This window comes from Algoriphagus sp. 10J20-15, assembly GCF_055809615.1.
The window spans coordinates 26927-52366 of record NZ_JBVVUG010000044.1 but is presented as its reverse complement, the minus strand read 5'-3'; the positions used below and the strand labels follow the sequence as shown (position 1 = coordinate 52366).

Genomic DNA, 25440 nt, shown 5'->3' with positions numbered 1-25440 from the left:
GACCTATAATTTTCATAACTAAAGCACTGCAGTTTAAATCACACTTATAGTCAATTCAACAGACTCAGATACAAGCTCTGCTCGAATTGGCAGGGCTTCCACGCCGGGCACCATATTAAAAGTCCTGCCTTTCTCTGTTTCTATAATGGTCAGCGGGACATTTGCTTCAATTTTTACTTTGCCCTCAGGTTTGGTAATGATGATCACATGATCCTCTGGCTGTTCGACTGGCTCAGTATTTTTGGAAATAATGGGGATTGTAAATGAGGTTTGCTGCTTCAATGCTTGCCTAGTTTCTGCCTTGATCTGCATGCCCTTCCCGGAACAGATATAGGTGATCCTAAAGTCAGAGGCGGAGCCTTGTAAAATCTCCCTGGCTTCATTTTTTAACTCAACATCTCCCGATATACGGATTTCTCCGTTTTGATCTTCTGTAGAAAAAGAGGCTGGTAAATCATAAAGGTTAGTAAACCATTCACTCTTCCCTGAAAAGTCTCCAAACGAGGTGTAAGGGCAATATCTTTCCCGGGAGCATCTTGCTGATTTAAAGGCTCCATCAACCTATAAACAGCTAAACTTGCAGCACAAAGCAAGCCTACTTTAGTATGATAAAGCATTCCTAAAGAATTGCCAGTTGCTTGCCGGAGATCCATTTTAGGATAATACTCAGCATCATAGGCAGAAACAGTTCCTCTCCAATCTCCCCTTGAAAATAGGACTGTATCCAATTCTTCAAAATATCTTAGCCCATCAGCCTTGGCTCTAGGAAGTGGATTCGATTGATTTATTGTTGGCATTTGATCCCAATGATCCAAGATCACCGCCAGTGATTTGGCATGGGCAAATGTGTGATGGACGCAAGGTTTGATACCATGTGAAAGGTAATGTGGACCACCATGAAGTAATCCATCAGCCGTACATCGTTTGAGTAATTCTGTGTTTTTGAATGCTGCAGTCCCAAAAGCTGGATTATAACCAGCCATCAGACTAAATGCGGGTTGGCATCCATCACAGGTTCGGCTACCCCAATAGGTCCATTTAAACATTCGTGTGCCCCAGCTATTGTCAAAACCTCCATCAGGCAACATAAACTCCAGGTGATTTGCCAAAGACTTTTGCACCAACTCCAGCAATTCCTCATCCTTTTCATGTAAAGCATATAAGGCCAAGCTATTGAGGGACTCTTCTATATTATAGCCTAAATCCACTCCTGGAAGCCCTTTTTCACTTAGTTTGTGAGCAGAAGGTTTTATCTCACCATACAATAATGAATTGGGAGCAGTAAAATACTTTTTGACTTCCGCAGCAAGTTTTTTACTGAGGGTTATGTACTTGGGCTCATCCAGCAAATTCCCAATTAGGTTCATCGCATAACTATTGGTCGCTCCATAGTTCACGTTAGTGGCATCGATGGTAGGAAATTTCCTATAAATGAATTCTGCCGCTTCGCCAAGGCGATCAGTCCAATTCTGGCGACGGTCGGCTTCCAGCAAATCCCCATGGTATTTCAGAGTCTCAGCCAGCGCTATTGCACCAAATACGGTAGTCCCATTCCAAGAATTGGGATTTACATCATTTGTCCAACTACCATCAGGTTGGGAGACATTTTGACTCCATTCAAACACGGCAATCCCCGCATCCAGGTATTTCTTTTCTCCAGTTGCCTCAGCCATATAGAAAAAAGGGTAAACAGCATCAGACACCCTTCCGTGTATGGTTTCGCAAGCTGGGCAATCCAGCAAACCGTGAACTTTAGGATCAGAAGGATTCAAAATTTGAACCTTAATCATTCCATCACACCAATCCTTTAAAAGACTAAAAACCAAATCTCTATATTCTTCTGAGTGAAAAGTGACAGGATCCCCTTTGGCAAAAAGATTAGCAAATGGCAGCGATAGACCGAAACCAGTCAATGCTGTAGTATGGATAAATTCCCTTCTTTTCATTTCAGTCGAATTAGTCTAATTGAGGTTTGATCAGAATGCCTAGTTTAAATTTTGTTTGATAACCTGGCTGGAATTGTATCCTATTCTATGGGCTTTTACCCAGATGCTTTTTACCTCTTCTCCCATATCAATAGGCTCTTGGTATATACTCCAAGTTGGTGATTGTTTTCCGTCGGAATTGATCAACTTATATCCTATAGAAGCTCCTTCAGTAGCAGATTGAATTTCAATTTTCCCATTAGTGATCTTAATCTTGGGATCAGCTGTGGTGGGCTTGCTACCTGCGCCTGACCAAAGTCTTTTTATTAATTCCTGCTCAGGTAAATTAGGTCTGTCACCAATATCCGTGAGCCAGCGATCCATCTCATTGCTCAATTCCTTGAGTTTTTCTTGATAGTTAGGATCTTCTGCAAGATTATTCAGCTCGTAAGGATCTGCTTCACAATCATATAATTCTTCCTTTGGTTTGGACTTTCGAAACCATTGGGCTTGACTCGCATTCAGTTCTCCGGATTCATTCATGCGTAAAAGCTCCTGCATCGTTGGGATTTGCTCCCTATAAGTCAAAGGCAAATAATACCCTTGGTTCGGGCGATAGTTTCTGATGTATTTGAACTGCTTATCACGGACTGCTCGGATGGCATCGGTGACTTCGTCAAAACGATCAGCAGCACCATGTATGTATTCACGCTTTTCTTGAGCCCTGGAAATCACCCAAAAAAGCCTGTCCTTGCATGTAATCCAGTGGTTTTTCACCAATCAATGAAAGGAGGGTCGGTGCAAAATCCACAAAACTAATCAGCTGATCATCTGAGGATCCAGCTCTCCAAGAATTAGGATATCGGATGATCATGGGTGTATTTAGCCCTGAATCGTAAATCAAACGTTTCTCCCGGGGCAGTGGCCCACCGTGATCTCCATAGAACACGATAATGGTATTTTCCAGCAATCCATCTTCTTCCAATTGAGCCAGTATTGCTCCCAACTGCCTATCCATTTCAGAAATATTATTGTAGAGCTTCCACATATCCCGTTGCACTATGGGAGTATTTGGGAGGTAGGGAGGAACCGCAAATTCTTGGTCTTTGGAAACATGAACAGGCGTTTCCGCTTCAGTCATATTACCCGGTTCCCATTTGTAAGTGGTATCTCCTGAGTGGTAATGCCTCATTTCTATGTTTCGAAATCCATAAGGTTCGAAAAGACCCGACTCGTGCGTAGTGGTAAAGTTTACTATTGAGAAAAATGGCTGATCTTCCGCTCTATTTCTCCAATGTGCATAAGGCCCATTTTCGTCCCAGGCTGTGACAGGTGCTTTAAACTGATAGTCTTCTTTGTAATTATTACTGGTGTAATATCCTTTCTCTCGAAGCAGCTCACTGACCATCTTCACTTCGGGCCCCTGGAACAGCTTCATATTTTGGAAGTCCAGTCACTTCGGTATAAGAATCAGTTCTCATATGATTGGCTCCTATACTAGAAGGATACATTCCAGTGGCTATTGCGGCTCTGCTAGGTGCGCAGACTCCTGAAGTGGAGTACAAATTGGTGTAAATGACTCCCTCTCTAGCTAGACGATTCAAATTTGGCGTAATGGCACTTGAATCTCCAAAAGCCGGGATATAAGCTCCCATATCTTCGGTCACCAACCATAAAATATTGGGGCGATCAGGGAGAGAATATTCAGATTCATTTGCTTCGAGAGCGGATCCTTTACTGGTACATCCGTATGCAAACAGCATGGCAAGCAAAACCAAAATATGATTTTTGACTGCGTAGTATTTAAGGTAATTGATAAGATAATTTTTCACAGGGCTTATTGATGTAATGGTTTTTGAGAGCTTAATTTTTTCTGTAAAATGACAAGAACAATAAACTAACTATTAAGATTAATACACTCTTACCACTAATCAGAAAGAATTGACTTTCAATAGAATAGTATGTTTACCAGGTTCTAGCCTGATCGTACCAAACGCTGTGGCTACTTTCTGCCCATTATGGATTACATCCTTTCCGTCCATTTCAGTTAAAGAAAATTCAGCTACCATATTTGCCGGTATTTCTATCTCATAGGTCTGTAGCCTAGCGTTATTGAAAATATAATTCGCCTTGATTGAACCCAAAACAGTTGGAACCTCGATAGAACTGGATTTGAGCGTACTCATTTGAGGCTGAATCTGAGCAATACCAAATCCAGGGGTTTTAGGCTGTATTCCCCATAAACCTCTCGGGATTACATTGGCCGGAACAGCTCCCCAAGGATGATTCCAATCCAGGTTATTTTTGTATTTGTTATCCCAGGCTTCCAGAGTAATCGTTGATCCCAGTTTTATCATATTGTACCAACTTCTATCGCTGGTATCCACCAATAAGGATAAAGCATAATCCTGCTCCCCTGCCCGGTAAAGCCCATCCATCAGATATTGGGAACCATAAACACTACAGGCCATTCCACGGGATTTGATAAATTCTACGACTGACTCCTTATGCTCCTCTGGCACCAACCCAAAAGCCAAGGGCATCATGTTGGCGTGCAAGGAAGCATGATCTGTATCGATTCCATCTACATAAACTCCACGCTCAGAATCAAACATTTGATCATTGAGCGATTTCTTCACCTTGGCAGCCCGGTATTCAAATTCTAGAGCTTCTTGAGATTTGCCCATGATCTTGGCAAATTCAGCCATGATTCTCATGTTTTCATAGTAGAAGGCATTGATCACGGTATTATAGGGCTTGAAAACAAAGTTGTCCTGCTCTCCCATAGTAACCGCTCCATTAAATTTTGCCGGTGGCCAGTCCACAATATCCGTAAGTGGCTTTTTATAATCCTCCTCAAAACCCAGCTTCAACATGTAGTCATGATCTACCTTGGTAGAAGTGATCAGTCCATCCTCATTTGCCAACTCATAAAGTGTTTTATACTTCAATGGCTCATAGTATTTCTCGATCAATTCCGTATTACCCGTGTACATATAGTCCGCATAGAACATCAGTGCCACGTGTTGCTGCCACTCTGTAGGCCAGGTGGGATGCTCCATAAAATACTCTATTGTCCTTCTGGCCATGGCATATTCAGCATCCGTGGTATAATGACTCAGCTGATTTAAGTACGCGTCTGATTCATAAGGAATTCTCTCCCGATCCCCATCCACGTAAAGCCCATTGAAAGTGGTCGCTTTGATGGTGTATTTACACAGCTCCCAAACTTGATTTAAAATATCATCAGAACTCTCAAAAGCACTTGCTTTATCATCAAAATAGGTATGGTAAGCAAGTTGGATAAAGTCATCACCTACTAAATTCCCGCTTGCTCCTTCTACCTCAGCATATCTAAAAGGCATCAAAACAGGAGTTCCTTCAGGTAAAGGCAGCGCTACTCCCGGAAGCGTATTTCTTTCGTCCTTTTGTATAGGCAATTGATAGGTTGTTTGACCTGGTTTTACCTCTACTGCGATTTCCTGATAGCGAATGTGGCTCTTTGCGGGAGGAGTTCTGTTGACAGCTTGGCCATCAGCCATTTCTCCTATTCTAAAAATCAGAGTCTCCGCCTTATCCGTTTTATAATTGAACTCAATAGTAGCAAATGCAGCTTTACCAAAATCTATGAAATAAGTGTCTCCTTTTTTCTCAAAAACCCGAGGTTTAATTCTACTTACATCCTGAATATTGGCAGTAGAAATCATCTTATTCTCACTTTCACCCACGGTGAATTTCTGAGCCTTTGAATAATCCACCACTCGATTTTCCTCATCCCATATCCTCACTTTCCAATAGTAGCTTTTCCCTACTTCCAAAGTCTCTCCCTTGTATTCTACATTGGAAGAACTGCTGGATCTGACCTGAGCGCTATTCCATACATCGCCTGAATTCAAATTAATCAGCTCTTCACTGGAACTGACTAGGATCTGGTAGGCAGACTGAGTTTTGGAAAATTCCGATATCTGCCAGCCAAATTCAGGTTTGGTATCCAAAATCTTTACAGCATTTTGAGGATCCCTAATGAGCTCAACGGTCAGATTAGATGGTGCAGCTCTGTATTTATTACTGAATTTAGTGATCAGCTCATCCGTTTTGGCTCGAAGGTTTCTAGCAATGTCCTTATACTTTGGATCATTGATAAGGTTATTAACCTCCTGAGGATCATCTTTTAGGTGATAAAGTTCTTCCACCTTTTTGTCATTGACATAGCGGAAATATTTCCATTCCTCGGTGCGCACTCCTTCACTTGGTGGTATTTCATCGAATTCCCAAATATGCTCTATCAATACCGTGTCTCTACCAATTTCTTGATCTTGTCCGGTCACGATCGGCATCAAACTCTTTCCATGCCAACTTTCTGGAGCTTCAACACCCGCCAAATCAGCAATAGTTGCTGGCACATCAATATTGAGCACCATGTCTTTTACATCTTGATGGCTACCTACACGCGGATCATAAATAATCAAAGGAACACGAATGGAATTATCATACATCAGCCATTTTCCTGCAAGTTGACGCTCACCTAGAAAGTAGCCATTATCCCCCATTACGATAATTACTGTGTTCTTGTCTAGTCCCTTTTCGGCTAGTTTCTGACGAATCTTGGCGATCTCCAGGTCAATACCCGAAATCATTCTATAATATCCTTTCAGGCTATGCTGATACTTTTCTTCCGTATCATACCTCCATGTCCATCTCAGGCGGTTAAACCCGTCGCGTACAAACTGCGGTTGCGCTTGAAAATACTTATCCTCTCCGAGTACAGGTCCTGGAATAGTGGTATTCTGAAGCAATTGATCTGTGGTGGATTGCCAAAAATACTGATCAGGAGCACCATCGTGTGCATGAGGAGCACTGAAGCTCAATGATAAACTAAAAGGTTGATCTGAAGGAGCCTTATCGATAAAATCCAGTGCCTGCTGCCCGGTATATCGGGTCAGGTGAACTGTGTCTCCATCGATGGTTTTGTAGAAATACCCTCTTTTGTCAGGATATTGATTGTTACGGTCATAGGACTCATACTCATCGAATTGTTTGTCCAGATCATCGTATCGCACGCCATACTTGCCATAAAACGCCGTATAATATCCATGGTTTTTTAGAACTGTTGGATAGGAGTTTTCCATGTATTCTGACCGGATGTTACCTGTCTGGAAATTGAAATTATGTGATCGCTCGTAAAGCCCGGTGAACAAACTGGCTCTACTTGCCGCGCAGATGGGCGTAGTGACTATGGCAGTTTCGAAATAGACTCCCGTTTCGGCAAGCTTATCCATTTCCGGTGTCTGGACAAATTTATTCCCTGCATATCCTAATGCATCAAAGCGCTGATCATCAGTTAGAATGAAAATAATATTTGGTTTATCCGAGGCTGATTTTGACTCCTGAGCGAGAAGTTTTGTTGCATTGAAGGGAATATATAAAAAGCAAACTACTGCTATAAACTTGTTCATTAATTTGGGTGAATTTTAATTGATGTAGGGAAATTTTGATCCACTTTTGAAATGGAAATTCAAATTAGATTTTAAGAATTAAACTACTATCCTGTACCCTAGTGTATTCTAAATAGCTTTAAATCTTCAGTGATTATTTCGGATCAGTTTGTAGAAAACAGAAAGAAGCAAGCATTAGTAGACTTACTTCTTCCTTGTTTATTTTAAAATTAGAACGGTTGATACCTCACGTAACTGTTCAGCTGATGCCCAATTCCATTGGTGAAAATGAAATTATGAAGATTCACCACCGTACCTCTAGATGTGCTCGGCATATTGGAAGGTGTGGATGGAGAACCTATCCTAGCAATGCTGGTATTGATACGGATAGATTGATCAAACAATCGCTTATTAATCTCTATCGAGCCCGAATCACCCGGTACTAACGTCTGGTAGTACAAGAAGAAATCGTTTTTAGGTATGGCAGGTTGAGACAAATACTCATCAATAATGTGGTATCTCAGAACATGCTCAAGCCTCTCATTGCTGATCGAGTCAAGCGGATAATCTCTATTACCTGCCATGTTCTGTATCAGCTGATTATTTCCATTCCAAGCACTGTTTCTTAATAAGAGATAAGTTGTGGTAGTGTCCTGCCCTAAATACAAATCTTCCAATCCTGTTCGAGCAATTGCTTCTAGCAAGTAATTAAATTCTGGAAGTCCGTTGGCATCCTGGTAGGTAGGATCGCTATTTATCATCTCCAGCCATTCTAGAGCTGATATTCCTGTAGGCTTATTTCCAAAAGGCTCTGGCACATACTCCCATTCCTTTTGCAATTCCAGATCACAACTGAATGTGGCAAAAGTGACAACAGCTGCAATCAATAGTTTACTTGCCTTATTTATATATACTTTCATGTGATTATAATTATTTTTTTAGAGGTCATATGAAATCTCGCATAGCCAATAATAATGTCAGTGTGTGACGTTTGAGTCATGCTCGATTTCATCTGTAAGTTCATTTAAATTAATAACCAGTAGTCTGAGTTAAATTTGGGTTATCTACCAAATGCTGAAACCAGATCGGAAACAATAATCTATCAGCACCTTGCCCATTGATTGGTGCCATTACTTCGACCGTTTTATCATTACGAATAAGGTCCCACCATCTTTTCCCTTCAGCCAACAACTCGAACTGACGCTCATCCAAGACTACATTCAGCAATTCTTCACTGGTTGCATAGTCTGCCAGCTGAATACCTGGAAGATCCCTTGCTTGCCTCACTCTATTGACCAGATTTGCTGCTTCTTCCAGATTACCTAATTGAAGTTCAGCTTCGGCTTTGAGTAGAAGCATCCCTGCATATCTATACACAACCACATCCGTATCATCTTCATTTCCAGAGTAGTTTGTCAGATTGTACTTCCCATATCTTCGCTCACCGATATCTTTAACAGACTCGATCAGTTGTACATATCTATGATAGTCACCGTAAATCGTCTGTCCAGTATTTTCATCTACAGTTTTGGGAGTATAGTCTGGATATTTGGAATGCCAGGAAATAGAATCTGTAGGAAATGTTTCGATCCACTTATTTTCAAGATGCTCTGAAATAAAATATGCGGGAACACCAGGCCAAAATAAACTATAGATACCACCTGCCCCTTGATCTTCCTCAATATTCAAGACGATTGAGAATATCAATTCTGGTCCTGTTTCCATTTGGTTAGTCGGGATACCAGATCTATCCGGTTCATTGCGAAAAAGGGCGTGAAAGTCTTCGGCCGTGTTCACTAGGGTAAATTGTTTTAAATCATCCAACTTATCCAGCGCTTCTTTAGCTAGCGCATATTCCTTTAAATGCATGTATACTTCAGCCTGCAAACTGTATACACTTGATAGTGAAAATCTTGATTTTTCATGAGGATTAAGGATTAGCTCCTCCGCCTTTAGCATGTCAGGGATAATCAAACTATTCATGATCTCATCTCCTGACGTTTTTGGCCGATAGATATCGTCACTCACTCCTGTGATCACGTCCAGATATAAGGGCACATCACCAAAGGTCCGTACAAGGTCGAAGTAAACGAAAGCCCTTAAAGCATGTGCCTGCCCTAAAAGCCCATTGACATCACCAGAAATATTAGGAATGTTATTGATCGCTAGGTTAGCTCTCAAAAGCACATTATACATGTCTCCCCATCCCCCGTAATTTCGGCTTTGATCGTTAAGATTATTGGTTGTAAGCTGAAGTGCTTCAGGGTTTTCTCCAGCCGGAGATGCGGAGAAATTATCTGATCTTAATTCACCCCAAACAAAATACTTACGAGAATACGCTTCTTGCATAGCATCATAAATACCCGCGACACCAGACTGAGCATCAGCTTCCGTCTGCCAAAACTGGGCATCAGAAATTTCACTTTGAGGATTCTCCTCCAGCATACTATCGCAACCGGGTAAGACCACCATAGAAATTGCCAAAAGCAGTCCTAAGTTTGTTTTATTTATACTATTCATATGATTATAATTTTTCTTGTAAAGGCCATATGGAATCTCACTGTCCTGATAATTATGCCAGTCAATGGCTTTTCAGTAATGCTCGATTTCATAATAAAACTGTTCCTTATTTTTAACTAAGACGCTTAAAATTTGATGTTTACACCCAGGATATACTCTCGGTAAAGAGGGTATCTTAGATTATCCAAACCAGGCTGAAGTGCATTTCCTCTTGACCCCAATTCGGCGTTATATCCCTCATAATTCGTCCAAGTAAGTAGGTTGTTTCCCGATGCATAGAAGGAGACATTTGACAAAAAGCTTACATTGTCCAAGACAGAGGCTGGAAGTGAGTAATCCAATCTCAAGGATCTCAGCTTTATAAAATCCGCTTGGCTCACCCAAAAAGTATTTGGTCCTAAGCTGTTTCTTGAACTTCCACTTGCATTCAAACTTGGATATTTAGCTATATCCCCAGGCTGATACCACGCTTCCTCCACACGATCCGGCCCAGGAACCACGGTACGTACCAATCGCTGATTACGACTCTCATCATAACTTCTATAAATGTCATTACCAAAATTGTAATCAATCATCATTGATAGCTTTATACCCTTGAAAATGAATTCATTATAAAACCCACCAAACAACTTCGGCAAACCATTCCCAATAACCGTTCTATCCGCATTTGGATCAATATTGAAATCACCGTTCCAATCTTTCCACATCACATCTCCTCCTAAGAGTACTCTGTTTTGAACTTTCAACTGATTGACATTACCAGTATAAGTCTGACCGTTTTGCTGATAGTTTAAAAAACCTCCCTGCTCATCGAAAATCGGGGTCAACTGATTGCCATTGTCGTCAAATGCATTTGACTCGTTGTAAGGAAAAACACCCAATGCGGTGTAGCCCCACATGTCTCCGATGGATCCTCCTTCTCTGATGATAAAGTCACCTCTGATGATTTGACCGTTCTCTTCAGCCAGCTCTACTACTTCATTCACATTAGTTGCAATGTTGAAACTGGAGAACCATTGTAAGGAGGATGTTTTCAATACATCGCCACTAATGGTAAATTCTATCCCGCTATTCTTGATCTGACCGATGTTATTGCTGATGCTATTAAAGCCAGTTTCCTCAGGAAGTGGTGTAGGATAAAGTAGATCTGAAGTCAGTTTTTCATAATAATCAAAACTCGCATTGATTCTACCATCAAGGAACCCTAAGTCTGCTCCTACATAGGACTGCTGTGTGGTTTCCCATGAGAGATTTTCATTACCTAGTTGGGTGATAGCTATCCCATTCAATCCATTATAAAGGAAGCCTGGAGAATAAAGTGTGCGGCTATCAAAATTCCCAATTCTCTCATTCCCATTCTGAGAAATACCTACTCTCAGCTTAAATTCAGAAACTACTGAGGAAATTGGATCCCAAAAGGACTCATCACTCATTCTCCAACCTACAGATACTCCGGGAAATACGCCATATTGATTCGCAGTACCAAATCGGGAAGAACCATCCCTCCGGATCGTTCCGCCAAATAGGTATTTGCCTTTATAATCGTAAGTCACCCTTCCAAACTGAGAAACCAAAGCATGACTAGTAGCCGTAGTTCGGGTATTTGAAGCATCTAATTCTGCCACGTTGTTGAAAGTCCTTACAATATCATTGTTGAAATTAACTGAACGGAACCGTGAGTACTCATACTGCCACTGTTGAAATTGAACCCCAGCAACAGCAGTTAAATTATGATCTCCAAAGCTCTTTTTGTAGCTCAGGTAATTTTCTTGTTGAAGGCTATAATTTAGATTAGTGATCTCTGAACCGGCAGGTGGGCTACCTAATGGTTGAACTACGGTAGGATCAAAATCATTATTCCTGCTCAACTCCAAATTCACTCCTAGTGTGGACTTAAATTTTAGAGAGGGAATGATATCAATTTCCCCATAGGAAAAAATCTGCCCTACGTAATCTCTACTTCTCCTTACCGTGAAAATAGTTTCTGCAACGACGTTTTGTTGACTTGACGTTTGTGGCACATAGGTTCCATCTGCATCTTGAGTAGGCAGATATGGGAAATGGGTAGCAAGCTGACCAAAAATAGATCCTTCATTCAGTCCGTTTCTCTCCAAATAAGATGCATTGACCCGCGTCCCTATTTTTAGCCTTTTCGCTACATTGAAATTAACATTTAAGGTGGTATTAACCCGCTGAAATCCTGAGTTATCAACAATCCCGTCTTGATTCAAAAAGCCTGTATTCCAATAAAAATTAGCATCATCTTTACCACCACTCAGAGCAAGGCCTACCTGGTCACGAACTCCTACTCTAGTAATCAATTCCTGATAATCAAAATCCTGATTGAACATCGCTGAAAGCGAATCTGCAGGAGGACCTGGGTTTATGGCGTTGTTCCCTACTCTTGCCAGTTCATAGATTCGTGCCTGACGTGTATTTGAAACGGGGATTTTGGTTGCCAAAGAGCTATAGCTACGCACATAACTCGCATCAATCTTTGTCTCACCACTAGCTCCCTTTTTTGTGGTGACTAGGATGACACCATTGGCTGACTTGGAACCGTAGATCGCGGCTGAGGCTCCATCTTTAAGTACCTCAATAGAGGCAATGTCATTTGGGTTCAGGTTTTCGATATTATCAAGCTGCTGCCCATCGACAACATACAATGGTCCTGTACCACCATTCAACGTGGACGTTCCTCTAATTTTGATATCCGATGGCTCACCGGGTCCGCCATTCGAAGTAATGGACACACCAGCCATTCGGCCCTTCATGCCGTCAAGAACGCCAACTGGAGTGGTTTGTGCCAGTTCTTCTGATTTTACAGAAACCACCGAACCAGTCAAATCTCTTCTGTTTTGCTCGCCATAGCCCATTACCACAACCTCGCTCAACTGAGTCATGTCAACTCCTAAGGTCACATTGATCTGGGTTTGATTACCCACATTAATCTCTTGCTGATCATACCCTATAAAAGAGAAAATCAGTACATCATCCGGAGAAGCTTTAATTTGATACTTCCCATCTATATCTGTGGCGGTACCAGTTGTACTACCTTTGACAAGTACAGTCACTCCGGGTAATCCCAGGTTGTCTTCTTCAGAAATTACTGTTCCAGTAATAACAGTCCCTTGTGCCACTACAAGTGTGACGCAAAAGAACGTAGCGCAGGACAATAATAGTATTTTTTGTAAAATTTTATGAATCATTTTAATTCCATTTAATTATCATTCATGATTAGTTTACTACATCTAGTGTAGCTATCCTTTTAAGGGACAAAATATTGGGTAAAGGTTATTTAAGGTTTATTTTATTCATTCATATAATAATTAAATGTTCAATTTGTCACATAGCAATAATCAGGTTAAACCATAAATTAAAGATCAACTTTTGACTTGCAATTATTCCTGATCAGATCTTTAAAAGGTATCACTTTAGCAACTCTATCCTTATTATATTGAAACCTCAAGCATGAATTCTACTTCTTTTCGCTTTCGGGTTGGTTTGTCACTACTAGCTTTTATACAGTTGCAAATTTTGCGTTCAGGAATCAGGTAAAACACTCCGCACAATTGCCCGATTAGAACACTCTAAACTTCATTTTTTTATAAAAAGTAAAATCCAAAAAAAGGGTGATTTTGTACATACCCTTCCAAATATGCCCTCAGAACCAAATACAGGGCACATCATAAAAGGAAGAAAGCTATGGTGATGCTACTATTTTATGTCTTGGAGGAGTGAATACCCAAAAGTCGAATAAGCAATACGACTTGCGGAAAGCGCGAGAGTAGATTGACTATTCCCCAAAAAATTAGAAAAGCTCTAATTAGAAATATCTACTAAAAAAATCCTAAACTATAAGACTTAGAAACAAGTAGTATAATGCCTCAAAAAGCAAAATACTATATAGTAACCATAATCTATTAGGCTAAATAAAAAATCAATCTAACCCCAGCTCTTCTTTAAATCGCTCCGAGTAGGCTTTTGGACTTAACCCAAAGTGCTTCTTAAATGCTTTGGAAAAATAATTAGGATCTTTAAAGCCTACAATATAACCCACTTCGGATATATTAGTTTTATGTTGCTCAATAAGTGAAGCGGCCTTTTTCATTTTGACAGTTAATATAAAATCCTTCGGTGTCTGATTGGTCCAAGCCTTGAATTTTGTAAAAAGTAATGACCTACTTATCCCTAGCTCCTCTGTCAAATATTGTATATCAAAAAACTCATTTGCGATATTATCTTTAATAAGCTGTATAGCATTTTTCATCATTTCCTCATCTCTGGAATTGACACTGACTTCTGATGAAATAAACTCTCCGGACTCCCCGATTTTCTTTCTGAGCTTCTCATGTGTATTGAGAATATTTCTACATTTCAACAAGAGTTCTCTAAAATCAAAAGGTTTGCTGAGAAATTCGTCAGCTCCCGATTCCAGCCCATCATATTTATACACCAAGGAAGTTCTGGCAGTCAACAGAATAAAGGGTATATGACTGGTACGAAGGTCGGATTTTACCTTTCCGCAGAATTCTATCCCATCCATCACTGGCATCATCACATCACTGATAATCAAATCGGGCTGAGAAGAAATAGCCTCCTGATACCCTAGCGCACCATTTTCTATCAGCACAGTTCGATAAGTTTTGGATAACACACTTTGAATAAATGCTCCAATCTCCTGATTATCCTCGACGATAAGGATTTTGGGAGCATCTTCAAGTTCAGTATTTCTTTCTTCATTTTCCATCAATACACCAGCTTCGTCTTCCGACTCAGGCATGATATAATTGGAAATTTCCTCGCTGCTAAAGAATGATTCTATCACTTCATCATCGGATAAATTTTCTCTACCGACATGCAATTCCATCACAAAGTCACTTCCTTTTCCCTCTTCACTGCTGACCATCAGTTGGCCCTTGTGAAGCTCCATCACATTTTTGGCTATGGCCAAACCAATCCCAGAACCTTTCTTGAACTTACTCTTATTCCCTTTGGTAGGAACTTCATAAAATCTATCAAATATTTTATCCAAATGTTCGGCAGGTATACCCATACCCGAATCCTGCACATGAACCTTTACTTTATTCCCAGCATGTTGGACCCTTACCTCAATCTTTCCCCCTGCGGGAGTATATTTAAACGCATTTGAAATGAGATTATACAGGACCTTTTCCAGTTTATCCCGATCAAAATAGACCTTGATCTCCTCATCCGAAGTGACGAATTGATAATCGAGTTCGTATAGTTTAGCCTGTTGGGAAAATGATAAAAAAATCTCCTTTGCAAACTTGACAATATTTCCTTCAGCGGCCTGAAGCTTCATCTGCTTGTTTTCCAACTTTCGGAAATCCATCAGCTCATTAATCAGCTTAAATAGATGATCCGTATTTTTCTTGATTACCTGAAGCTGTCTAAAAACGGCACTAGGACCTTTGTATTCAGCTATCAATTTATCCAAAGGAGCAGAGATTAGCGTGAGAGGAGTTCTGAATTCGTGGGAAATATTGGTGAAAAACTGCAATTTTTGTTGATTCAACTCCTTTTGATATTCATACTCTCTGGTCTCCATTTCAAGCTGATGCTGCAATCTCAATCTTGATCTGAAGAAAAATATAAAGACCATCAAGCCTGACAATACAATCACAGAGTAAAGCAGATAAGCCCACCAAGTGAACCAAGGAGCACTTTTCATAGTAATGTCTAGGCTGGCAATCTCCTTACTTTCTATCCCATCCTTATTTACCCCCTTCACTTCAAAGACATAATCCCCACCTCTTTGGATGGTATAGGAAACAAATGAATTAGTAGTTCTTACCCACTCATCTTCCAAGCCTTTTAGCCGATAGAGGTAAGTATTTTTATCAGAATTGACATAATTAGGCATGGAAAAATGAATGGTAAAAATATTCTGATCATAGTCCAATGTGATCTCTTTCGAATATTCTATAGAATTATCCAGTATGTTAGTATTATCCCCTACTTTAATCTGTCGGTCAGAGATATAAAACTGGGTAAGAACCACTTTGGGAGCTGAAGCACTCTCCACTTGCAGCTTGCTTGGGTAGAATGAGGTAACCCCTGAGGCCCCTCCAAATAACATCCTACCTGAACTGGAAAACAACTTAGCGCGCCTATTAAATTCATTGGGCTGCACGCCATCTTTTCTATCAAACAACCTGTGATTTCCGGTGGTAGGATCATAAAGCACTACCCCTTCTTCTGAACTTAGCCAAAGCTTTCCTTCCCTATCCTCACTTATGGCAAAAACACTGGTAATCTTTGGAATAGAGACAGGGAAAAGTAGATCATCTTTTATATAAAACAACCCAAAATCATTCGCTGCTACCCATATTTTATGTTCAGAGCTGCTTTCCAAAATATCGTGGACATACAAGTTACTCTGCTGACCGTCTTCCATTTTTAAAATCTGAAAATCAAAAACTCCTTGCTGGTATGAATCTGCGGATAGGAAAGTAACTCCTCTGCCAGTACCCACATATAAGTCACCCGAGGTGGTTTCGGTTATTGCTCTGACATTATTATTGGAGATTTCAGGCTTGTTTAGGCTAGCTGTAAAGAGTCTAAAATTCCTAGTCTGAGGATCAAAGAGCATCAGTCCTCTGTTCAAAGTACCTATCCAGATTTTGCCGTCGCTGGCTTTTTCCAACTCTAGCAATTGGTTGGTTGGAATGCTCTTGCTAGTTTCCAACGAAGGATCATATCGGTATTCTTCAAAGTTTCCATTCTTAAGATTATAGCGTATCAGTCCCCTATTAAAAGTCGCAATCCACACTTGGTGAGTGTTTTCGTAAAGCAAATCCTTAACAGAACCAATGTAATTACCTTCAGAAAGCTTGTCTATATTCTTAAACTGTCCATCGCCTGATTGGATCACATTGATACCAGCCCCTTCAGTACCTATATAGATATTGGAATACTTGTCCTCCATGAAAGAACTCACCACATTGTAGCCAAGCTGCGTTCCAAAATGCTCTTGGATTTTCTCAAAATTTAACTGCTTGTCACTCCAGTAATTAATCCCGCCAAAGTAGGTGGAGATCCAAACTCCTCCATCCCGGTCTGTAAACAAAGCTTTTACATCTTTCCCATTCAAGCTATTTGGGTTTCGGGAATCATGTCTAATCTTCGCTAAAAGTTTATGGTTATTATCCAGGACATTTACCCCATCATAAGTGCCTACCCAGAGCCTGTTTTGATGATCTAATGTGATCGCGCTAATAAGTTGATTAGTCAGTTTTTCTTCTCCTGGCTGGCTACCATATCTCTCAAACTTTTCTTCATTTGTCCTAAAATAAAACAGCCCATCCTTGGTACCTATCCAGAGATTACCTATTAGATCTTCCTTGATGCAGGTGACTTCAAACTTGCCTTGAGTCTGTTCGTTGGAATTTTCAGGGAAATACGATTTAAAAGATAACTGATCGCTTTTTTCCCTGTTGGATTTATTAAGGCCATTTTCTGTACCTACCCAGATTTCTCCCTTTCTGCTTTGGAAAATATTGGTGATAATATCTGAGCTTAGCGATTTCTCATCGTTTATCTCATGCTTGTAAACTTCTATTTCGCCCTGTTCTATATTTAAAACATTGAGACCTTCACGAGTAGCTACCCAAACTTCCGAAGAACCAGGGCTCATTACATCATAAACAAATGAAGAAGATATAGATAGCCTCTGATTTGTTTCAAATGGGAAATCAGTAGATTTCTCTTGTCTAGGGTCAAAAAAACTCAGTCCTCTTTTAGTAGCCATCCACACGCCGCCACTGTCTAGACTAATAGAAAAGATATCATTAATTCTTAACTCACTCACATCTCCCGACTCGCGCCGAACTACCTCCAAATTATGGCCATCGTATCTCATCAGACCATTGCGGGTTCCCAGCCATATCATTCCTAGTTTATCCTGAGCTATACTATTGACTGGATTTAAAGAAAAACCATCAGAGGTAGGTAAATGAGTGAAAAAATTGAATGAATCCTGACCCTGAGAATACAGGCAACTGCTGGAAATAAAAAAGGAAAACAGGAAGAATGCTAACGATCTCCACCACTTGACTGTAGAGTCAGGATGTAAAACGGAAGTACTTGAAAATCCTATTTTCCTTGCATTTTCAAATAGCATATAGTCTGAGTCATGTTTGGGTTGTTAATAGACTTTTCCAAAGTCAGGAATGGAATACGTACTTAATAATAGAGAATTTTCATATTCCTATTGCACCCAATTGGCTAAATGTTGGAATAGTACGCTTGTCTAATTCTCATTCCTGTAAAGGAGAAGATTTGCACTTAATAGGACTTGGTCAAGTAACTAAAAAAACCAAGTGAAGCTATACTGCCCTATACTGCTTGGCTGAGGAATTGAATTTCGGACATAAAAAAGGGAGAAGATATGCCTATCCTCTCCCAATTGAGCTACACAACTTAAACCCACTCTGAAAAGTTGTTTTATAATACGCTCAATTTTATAGTCTTCAAATCCTTTTCCTGACTGGAGGCTCCCACAGAAATAGTGAAATCACCAGGCTCCACTACCTTTTCCATTTTCTGATTATATAGGGAAAGATTATTAGGATTTAATTCAAAAACTACTGTTTTAGTCTCTCCTGGAGCTATAGATACCCGCTCAAATCCCTTGAGTAATTTATCATAGCGACCTACTGAAGCGAAATCATCTCTGATATACATCTGCACCACTTCATCTCCCTGAACTTTCCCTTTGTTGGTCACATCCACGGAGACAGTAGTAGCTTCATTAGCTTTAATTTCCGATTTAGCGAGTCTTAGATTAGAATAATCAAACTGGGTATAGCTCAGCCCAAAACCGAAGGGAAAAAGCGGAGTTTTTTCACTGAATCTATATTCCCCTTTTCCAGAACCCACAAAGTCTGGCCTTTCCAAATAAGTAACTGGAATCTGTCCCACGGAGCGTGGAAATGAAACCGTCAATTTGCCTCCAGGATTGTAATCTCCAAACAACACATCTGCCAAAGCGTCACCTGATCTCATGCCCAAATACCAGCTTTCGATTATAGAAGGAACATTTTCCGCTATATAATTAATAGTCAGTGGCCGACCATTTACTAGGATAACTACGATAGGTTTACCCGTTTTATGCAATGCTTCAACCAATTCATTTTGAACTCCAAATAGATCCAGGTCATCCCGATCTATCCCCTCTCCGCAGGTGAGGGTGGATCCACCGACTGCTAAAACCACCACGTCTGATTTATTTGCAGCTGCTATTGCTTCCTGAAACCCGGCCTTTGAATCGCTGGTAAGTTTCGCTCCCTCGGCATAATTAACTTGTACTTTATCACCTACCTTTTGTCTAATTCCTTCCAAAATGGAGGTGTAATAAGGGGGAATTCCTGAGTACCCTCCCATCAAGGTATATTTCTTTCCTTCAGGCACTTCTTCATGCGCATTAGGCCCAATCACTGCAATTGACTTGATTTTATCCTTATTTAAGGGCAGCAAATTATTCTCATTTTTAAGAAGCACTACTGCCTTTTTTGCAATGTCAAGTGCCAATTCCTGACTCCCTGGAGTACTGACTACTTGCTTTACCTCATCGGTATTCTCCTGATCAAACAAGCCTAATTTGTATTTCATTTTCAGAATACGGGAGACGCTGGCATCCACATGTTTTACCAAATCAGGATTACTAGTAAGTGTATCTTTCAAAACATTCATGATGTAGGCTGCATCTGCTGGGTTTTTCCCTATCACCAAATCCATATCCACTCCTGTCTGCAAACCCATTACGGCTGCTTCCTCTCTGGACTTTGCGATGTAATGCATGTGATGCAAGCGTGAAACATCGTTGTTGTCAGATACCACAAATCCATCAAAACCCCATTCATCTCTCAACAAATCCTGAATCAACCAAGTATTCATATGGCAAGGAATCCCATTCAGGTCTTGATGTCCGGGCATAATCGCCCCTACCCCAGCTTCCTTCACCGCAGCTTCAAAGGGCGGAAGATGAATTTCAAATAATCTGCGTTCGGAAATATCACTAAAGCCTCCATTGATACCTCTACGATTTTCTGGATAGGCTACAAAGTGCTTAGCAGTGGCCATGATATGATTCTCATCAAACTGCTCTTCACCTGTTCCCTGCAATCCCTCAATAAAGGCAACTCCCATTTTGGATACCAAGTATGGATCTTCTCCATAGGATTCCTCTACCCTTCCATACCGGGTATCACCTGTGATGACATCTAAATTTGGAGAATAGCAATGTGTCAGATTAGCTGCACGAGCTTCCTTGGCAATTGCAGTGGTCATCGTTCTGATGGCTTCTGGGTCCCAAGTAGATCCCAAAGCGATAGCTTGCGGATATACAGTCGCGCCTGGTAGCCAAAGTCCGTGCAAACACTCACTGTATTGCATCATGGGAATCCCTAATCGTTCGTTTGGAGGAGCATCCTGAGTCAACTCCGCAACCTTTTCTTCCAAGGTCATCTGACTCAATAATTCAGAGACTTTTTTATCAATGTCAGAATCAGGATTCTCATCCTTATTGACCATGGCATTGGATTGACAACCTGTAATGGCTGCTCCGAGGATAAGCGCGCCAAACAGGACATTAATACGATGTCTTACCTGCATATTTGGTAAAATTTACTGTTAGGTTTATTGTTTTGAACAGATCAAATAAAGGTCAAAAGCAGCTTCTTATAGTCTAAAAATAGGGTGATTCCGTCCAGAATGAAGAAAAGCTTTCATTAGAAGGTCCAATAAAAAATAAGGTAAACACCTGACTATTAAACTTTAACCTCGTTGTTTTTAATCAAACAGTATCCGGATTATCAGTAATATAATCTAGAAGTAGTTTCTGGACATCTTCCACTTTTCCTTGCTCCAATCCTCCTGAAGTTGCTCCAGTGATCCAGTACAAAACCATGCCTGCATCCGAACAATCCCATTTGCCCTTTTGGAATTTCACCACATCATCCACCTCAGCCATTTTGCCCAAAAGCCAGATCCATTGAACCCTTGAATCAGGATGGTTCTTTGCCCAATCCCAATGCTCCAAATCAACCTTGAGGTATTCATTTTGGTCCGGAATTCGAACCTCCTCAACACCAAAATCAAGAATTTGAGCCCAAGTATAAAAATCTCCTGCATCGTCATTGGCGGGGTGATGGGTAATCACTTTTACAAACTGATGCTTTTCTGGATTGGATTCTTTCAAAGCCATACCAATAATATCCGGCTCCCCTGCTTCCACTATCCACAGTGGATCAGTTGCAGTAGATTTATCGATTGCTTGGGCTAGGTCGCTGACTGTTTCTTCTTGCTGCCAAAGTGCATCGAAGAAAATCAAGGAATCATATCCACCCCAGCGGCGTGCAGTCACATCACAAGCTATCTGCATCATATGGTGCCGCTCTTTTTCAGCTTTTTGAGATATTCTTTCTCCCCTTACCAAATCACAACTGTGTGAATAATGCACCAATCGATCTGTTAATCCAGCTGCTCGAAGCAAGGCTAAAGAAATTCCTGTACCTCCTAGGTCATCCGGATCAGGAGAATTGCCATCAGCAACAATCGCAATTCTTCCTACTGGCGGAGCAATAGTAGCTTCATTGGAATTACTGTCAGGCACGTAATTGATATCCTGAGTCAAAAGGAATTGATCAAATTCAAATCCATCCTCACGCATACTAAACTGAATAATATGATCGCCAGCAGCTTCAACATCCAGGTAAATTTGATGAGGTACGCCACAGTGTTCTTCTTTTGTTCTCTGGCTATTCCCCCATGTCCACGCATTTTTCCCCTCACACCATTGCATTCGCTGACCACTTTCAGGCCAGGAACCATCTATACCTACATGTATTCCATTGTCTTCACTTCCTGTGGAATAAGCCCTAACCCAGACATAATACCTCCCTGGACTAGTAAAATTTACCTGATAATGAAGGACTGCTATTTCACCTGCTTTTTCAGAGAAGTTTTCTCCATGAATCAATTGATCATCATGTGTAATTCTTGTGTCTGGTAAAACTTCTATGTATGAGTTATTACTGGCAGTTTCTAATTGATGTGATAAACCTTCTGAAGTTGTCTGCTTTTTCAATACCTCCCATTTCCGTTTATCAGTTTTACTTTGCATAAAAAAATCCTCAGCTTCTACTACAATAAAGCCTTTATCTTTTTGATCAATCCCAGGAGTTGGTTGGCCTGAGGCAGTACCAAAAAATAAAACTGGAATACTGATACTTACTATTCTCCTCGCTATTCTGCTGTACATATTATTTGGATTCTTTGTTAATTTATTACCCTACCCAATACTTTATAAGGCTCTAGTAAAAATAGGATTAGAAAATACGCATTTTAAATTTAGAGACTCTTGCGAGTAATTCCTGGCTCAATAGAAAGAGTTAATTCTTGCTTATCAATTGGCCATTTTAAAATGACCAATTGCTGTCTCTTTTCGTCCCAAATAAAATTTCCCATTTCCCATCCACCTGTATTCTTCAACATTTCCAGCCCTGCATTTTTTATGGGATTGTGAATCAAAAGTAATTCACCCCCTATACGTATGGTAAATCCATCTGGGTAATGTCTATTTGCTCCTACAAATATTTTCGATGCGCCTTTATTACTCGCTGTTGCCAGAGATACTTTTAATATCCGAGTAGAAAAATCATAGTTAAATGTATGAATATCTCCCGCAATAGCCTGTGGATAAGGTCTTGCTATGATATCGGTAATGTATTTTCTTTCTACAGTACCTACCCCAGTAGAATCACTGAAAATAGCCCATGTGGATGGTCCGCCAGGAAGAAAATCCTGCATTACCCGATTGCCTGAAAACCATGCTTTGATTGTACCGACTCCAAGACTATCAAATAGATGAACAGTATGCATGTAATAGTCCATGTAATCGAGTTGGTCGGAGATAGATGTATCTGTAGTTTTCAGCGTAGGATAACCCCACTCTCCCACTAGCATAGGCCCATTCTGAAGTTCAGCTTCCTTTACAAACCGCAGCATGGAAGGCCTAATCCATTGTTTCTTATTTTGATAAATATGAGGAGTGAATACCACATTTGGTCGATCAATTGACCGAGTAATCTCTGCGTATTGATTGTGATTTATTGCATCACCTTTATTCATAAAGATCGCCTGACAATACATCAATTTTCCCTCATCGATTTTCAGATACTCATCAATAATCTTTTGATAAATAGGAACAAGATGGTTATTGGTTAAATCTACATAGGAAATATCCATATCATGCTTTCTGGGTTCATTGACTAGGTCATAACCCTTTACAGCATTATTGTTTTTGTATCGATGCCAAATAGTTTTCCAAGCCTCCACATAGGTTTCCTGTTCACCACCTTTATTCAAATAAAAATCTTCCCAACTGAAGCCTTTTACACTGTAAACGGTCATTTTGAAAACGGTTTTGATCCCGTGGTTTTTCCCCAATTCAACCAAGCTATCCAACTTAAGCAAATATTCAGGTTTCAATTCACTGCCAGGGAAATTGCTGAGTTTGCCGAGCTCCAATCGGATCACTTGGTAATTGGCTCCCATTCGCACCATTCTCAAATAGTCATCTGGAGTATAAAAAAGCTCACCTGCGCCGTCATTTGTATTGACCACAAAACCTCTGGGGATGACATGCCTCCCATCTTCATCTCTTACAACATGAGTTGACTGAGCATTTGATTGGAAAGCAATAAAAATCAGTAGGGCTTTAACTTTCCAAAAATTCATGAAACTTAAAAACATTTTAGATTTCCTGTACTGCATAGTTCTGAAGGTTTTTCTGGGTTAATTATAAACCATGAAACTAGGCAGTAACTTCTCATTCAAAATCCAAAAAAAGGGTAAAATTGTCTGCAAAAAGTTCTAATCAGATCGTAGGGATACAGAGGTTGTGAGCCGCCAATTGTTCGTTACCGATTTTGGAAATGAAATTGCAATCCTTGCCGAGCGGGTAATCCAGTAATTCGAAAAAATCAACTATAAAACACAAGCTTTCCGAGGAATTCCAAGCGGCAAACTTCGAATTTCAGCTGCCTCTACAGGCAAGTATGTTATACCCTATTTTTTATCAGGATTTATGAAAAAAACACAGGTATTGACTTGCTGTTGGATGTTACCAATAAAGCCAGGTGGATGAAAGCCTTAAAAACAATGAGTTTGATTTCGCACTAGTCTCGGTAATTCCAGATAAGGTAAATATTGAAGAGGAATTATTGATCCGGCAGAAAAGCGGAAATACATATAGGATTTTCATCAAATCAGAATCACTTGTGACTTACGTATAGAGAATGCGCTTTGCTTTAGTCTCATACCCTCTTGTTCTGAAAAGTCACTTTTTCAAATTATATTGACCACAATTAAACAATCAAACCTATTTATGAACAACCTATTAAAATTGGTTCCTGCTTATTGCGCGCTATTTGCAATAGTATCATGCAGCAACCCCAGCCAAACAGCTGAAAGCACTTCAGAAATTGAAGTTCGTGATACTACTTCAAAGTATCTTTCCCAACCCTTAATTTCGGATCACTACACAGCAGATCCTTCTGCCCATGTTTTTGATGGTAAAATTTACATTTATCCGTCCCATGATGTAGAGTCAGATGTGCCTGAGGATGATCTGGGGGCACATTTCAATATGATGGATTACCATGTGTATTCCATGGATTCTCCAAATGGAGCAATCACCGACCATGGAAAAGTATTGGGGGCTGACGACATTCCTTGGGCTAAAAGACAACTTTGGGCCCCAGATGCAGCAGAGAAAAATGGTAAATACTACCTTTATTTTCCAGCAAAAGATGAAAAGGATATTTTCAAAATCGGCGTAGCTGTTGGAGACTCTCCAATTGGACCTTTCACTGCTCAACCTGAACCGATCAAAGGAAGTTACAGCATTGACCCTTCAGTATTCGAGGATTCAGATGGATCCTATTACATGTATTTCGGTGGAATTTGGGGAGGCCAATTGCAAAAGTATAGAAATAACAATTTTGAGGACAAAGGAACTGCTCCCACCGATGGGCTTCCAGCTGACGATGAACCTGCATTAGGCCCTATCATTGCGAAAATGAGCAATGATATGTTAGAGTTTGCAGAAACACCCAAGGAAATCAAGATTGTAGATGAAAATGGCAATCCTCTTTTGAATGGAGACAACGACAGAAGATTCTTCGAAGCTGCATGGATTCATAAGTACATGGATAAGTACTATTTATCGTATTCTACCGGTGACACTCATTTTATTGCTTATGCTACTGCTGATAATCCCTATGGACCATTTACTTACCAAGGAGTAGTCCTAAATCCAGTAGAAGGCTGGACAAATCACCATTCTATTGTAGAAGTAGACGGTAACTGGTTTATCTATTACCATGACACCCAACTTTCTGGTAAAACACATCTACGAAATATCAAAGTTGCCCCATTGAAGCACATGGAAGATGGTAGTATTCAGACGATCAGTCCCTTGAATTGAATAGCCTAAAACAACTATCAAACCCTTCATCCTATGAAAAAGGAGT

Annotated in this window: 14 protein-coding genes and 1 pseudogene; 2 read left to right on the top strand and 13 right to left on the bottom strand. The window is 40.3% G+C overall.

Annotation, left to right across the window (positions count from 1 at the left end; translation table 11 throughout):
- Window positions 1–33 precede the first annotated feature (33 nt).
- The 13 genes and pseudogenes from AC0L6R_RS18550 to AC0L6R_RS18490 all read right to left on the bottom strand — a co-directional run.
- Window positions 34–426, bottom strand: a pseudogene (locus tag AC0L6R_RS18550) (ulvan lysase-like protein); the annotation flags it as partial.
- A complete protein-coding gene (locus AC0L6R_RS18545; RefSeq protein ID WP_473272761.1) occupies window positions 387–1790 on the bottom strand; it encodes an ulvan lysase-like protein in 1404 nt (467 codons plus the stop codon). The gene AC0L6R_RS18545 and the pseudogene AC0L6R_RS18550, both read right to left, overlap by 40 nt.
- 195 nt (window positions 1791–1985) lie before the next feature.
- A complete protein-coding gene (locus AC0L6R_RS18540; RefSeq protein ID WP_473272557.1) occupies window positions 1986–2660 on the bottom strand; it encodes a chitobiase/beta-hexosaminidase C-terminal domain-containing protein in 675 nt (224 codons plus the stop codon).
- Window positions 2632–3363, bottom strand: a complete 732-nt coding sequence (locus AC0L6R_RS18535) for a sulfatase-like hydrolase/transferase (protein WP_473272556.1) — start codon at window positions 3361–3363, stop codon at window positions 2632–2634. The genes AC0L6R_RS18540 and AC0L6R_RS18535 overlap by 29 nt, the downstream gene beginning before the upstream one ends.
- Window positions 3323–3757: a sulfatase-like hydrolase/transferase gene (locus AC0L6R_RS18530; protein WP_473272554.1), complete on the bottom strand. Its 435-nt coding sequence runs from the start codon at window positions 3755–3757 to the stop codon at window positions 3323–3325. The genes AC0L6R_RS18535 and AC0L6R_RS18530 overlap by 41 nt, the downstream gene beginning before the upstream one ends.
- Window positions 3758–3856: 99 nt before the next feature.
- The gene (locus AC0L6R_RS18525; protein WP_473272553.1) at window positions 3857–7381 is read right to left on the bottom strand and encodes a sulfatase-like hydrolase/transferase; all 3525 of its coding nucleotides are present in this window, start codon (window positions 7379–7381) and stop codon (window positions 3857–3859) included.
- A 209-nt stretch (window positions 7382–7590) separates the two neighbouring features.
- On the bottom strand, window positions 7591–8280 hold the full coding sequence (locus tag AC0L6R_RS18520) for a fasciclin domain-containing protein (RefSeq protein WP_473272552.1): 690 nt from the start codon (window positions 8278–8280) through the stop codon (window positions 7591–7593).
- A 109-nt stretch (window positions 8281–8389) separates the two neighbouring features.
- The gene (locus AC0L6R_RS18515; protein ID WP_473272551.1) at window positions 8390–9880 is read right to left on the bottom strand and encodes a RagB/SusD family nutrient uptake outer membrane protein; all 1491 of its coding nucleotides are present in this window, start codon (window positions 9878–9880) and stop codon (window positions 8390–8392) included.
- A 125-nt stretch (window positions 9881–10005) separates the two neighbouring features.
- The gene (locus tag AC0L6R_RS18510; RefSeq protein WP_473272548.1) at window positions 10006–13089 is read right to left on the bottom strand and encodes a SusC/RagA family TonB-linked outer membrane protein; all 3084 of its coding nucleotides are present in this window, start codon (window positions 13087–13089) and stop codon (window positions 10006–10008) included.
- A gap of 731 nt (window positions 13090–13820) precedes the next feature.
- Window positions 13821–18026 carry a hybrid sensor histidine kinase/response regulator transcription factor gene (locus tag AC0L6R_RS18505; RefSeq protein ID WP_473272546.1) on the bottom strand — a complete coding sequence of 1402 codons (4206 nt, stop codon included), beginning with the start codon at window positions 18024–18026 and terminating at the stop codon, window positions 13821–13823.
- Window positions 18027–18349: 323 nt separating this feature from the next.
- Window positions 18350–20518 carry a beta-xylosidase gene (locus tag AC0L6R_RS18500; RefSeq protein WP_473272544.1) on the bottom strand — a complete coding sequence of 723 codons (2169 nt, stop codon included), beginning with the start codon at window positions 20516–20518 and terminating at the stop codon, window positions 18350–18352.
- A 181-nt stretch (window positions 20519–20699) separates the two neighbouring features.
- Window positions 20700–22166 (bottom strand): hypothetical protein, encoded by a 1467-nt coding sequence (locus tag AC0L6R_RS18495; protein WP_473272543.1) that lies wholly within the window; start codon window positions 22164–22166, stop codon window positions 20700–20702.
- Window positions 22167–22255: 89 nt separating this feature from the next.
- Window positions 22256–23644 (bottom strand): cellulase family glycosylhydrolase, encoded by a 1389-nt coding sequence (locus AC0L6R_RS18490; protein ID WP_473272542.1) that lies wholly within the window; start codon window positions 23642–23644, stop codon window positions 22256–22258.
- 401 nt (window positions 23645–24045) lie between these two features.
- On the opposite strand from AC0L6R_RS18490, the gene AC0L6R_RS18485 reads away from it, so the two are divergent.
- A complete protein-coding gene (locus AC0L6R_RS18485) occupies window positions 24046–24201 on the top strand; it encodes a hypothetical protein (protein WP_473272540.1) in 156 nt (51 codons plus the stop codon).
- Between the two features lie 92 nt (window positions 24202–24293).
- A complete protein-coding gene (locus tag AC0L6R_RS18480) occupies window positions 24294–25394 on the top strand; it encodes a glycoside hydrolase family 43 protein (protein WP_473272539.1) in 1101 nt (366 codons plus the stop codon).
- Window positions 25395–25440 lie beyond the last annotated feature (46 nt).

Excerpts from the sequence above, each read along its gene's own strand:
- AC0L6R_RS18490 (WP_473272542.1), bottom strand. The coding sequence starts at position 23,644 with ATGAATTTTTGGAAAGTTAAAGCCCTACTGATTTTTATTGCTTTCCAA.
- AC0L6R_RS18510 (WP_473272548.1), bottom strand. The coding sequence starts at position 13,089 with ATGATTCATAAAATTTTACAAAAAATACTATTATTGTCCTGCGCTACG.
- AC0L6R_RS18480 (WP_473272539.1), top strand. The coding sequence starts at position 24,294 with ATGAACAACCTATTAAAATTGGTTCCTGCTTATTGCGCGCTATTTGCA.
- AC0L6R_RS18500 (WP_473272544.1), bottom strand. The coding sequence starts at position 20,518 with ATGCAGGTAAGACATCGTATTAATGTCCTGTTTGGCGCGCTTATCCTC.
- AC0L6R_RS18515 (WP_473272551.1), bottom strand. The coding sequence starts at position 9,880 with ATGAATAGTATAAATAAAACAAACTTAGGACTGCTTTTGGCAATTTCT.
- AC0L6R_RS18525 (WP_473272553.1), bottom strand. The coding sequence starts at position 7,381 with ATGAACAAGTTTATAGCAGTAGTTTGCTTTTTATATATTCCCTTCAAT.
- AC0L6R_RS18520 (WP_473272552.1), bottom strand. The coding sequence starts at position 8,280 with ATGAAAGTATATATAAATAAGGCAAGTAAACTATTGATTGCAGCTGTT.
- AC0L6R_RS18535 (WP_473272556.1), bottom strand. The coding sequence starts at position 3,363 with ATGAAGCTGTTCCAGGGGCCCGAAGTGAAGATGGTCAGTGAGCTGCTT.
- AC0L6R_RS18495 (WP_473272543.1), bottom strand. The coding sequence starts at position 22,166 with ATGTACAGCAGAATAGCGAGGAGAATAGTAAGTATCAGTATTCCAGTT.
- AC0L6R_RS18505 (WP_473272546.1), bottom strand. The coding sequence starts at position 18,026 with ATGCTATTTGAAAATGCAAGGAAAATAGGATTTTCAAGTACTTCCGTT.
- AC0L6R_RS18545 (WP_473272761.1), bottom strand. The coding sequence starts at position 1,790 with ATGATTAAGGTTCAAATTTTGAATCCTTCTGATCCTAAAGTTCACGGT.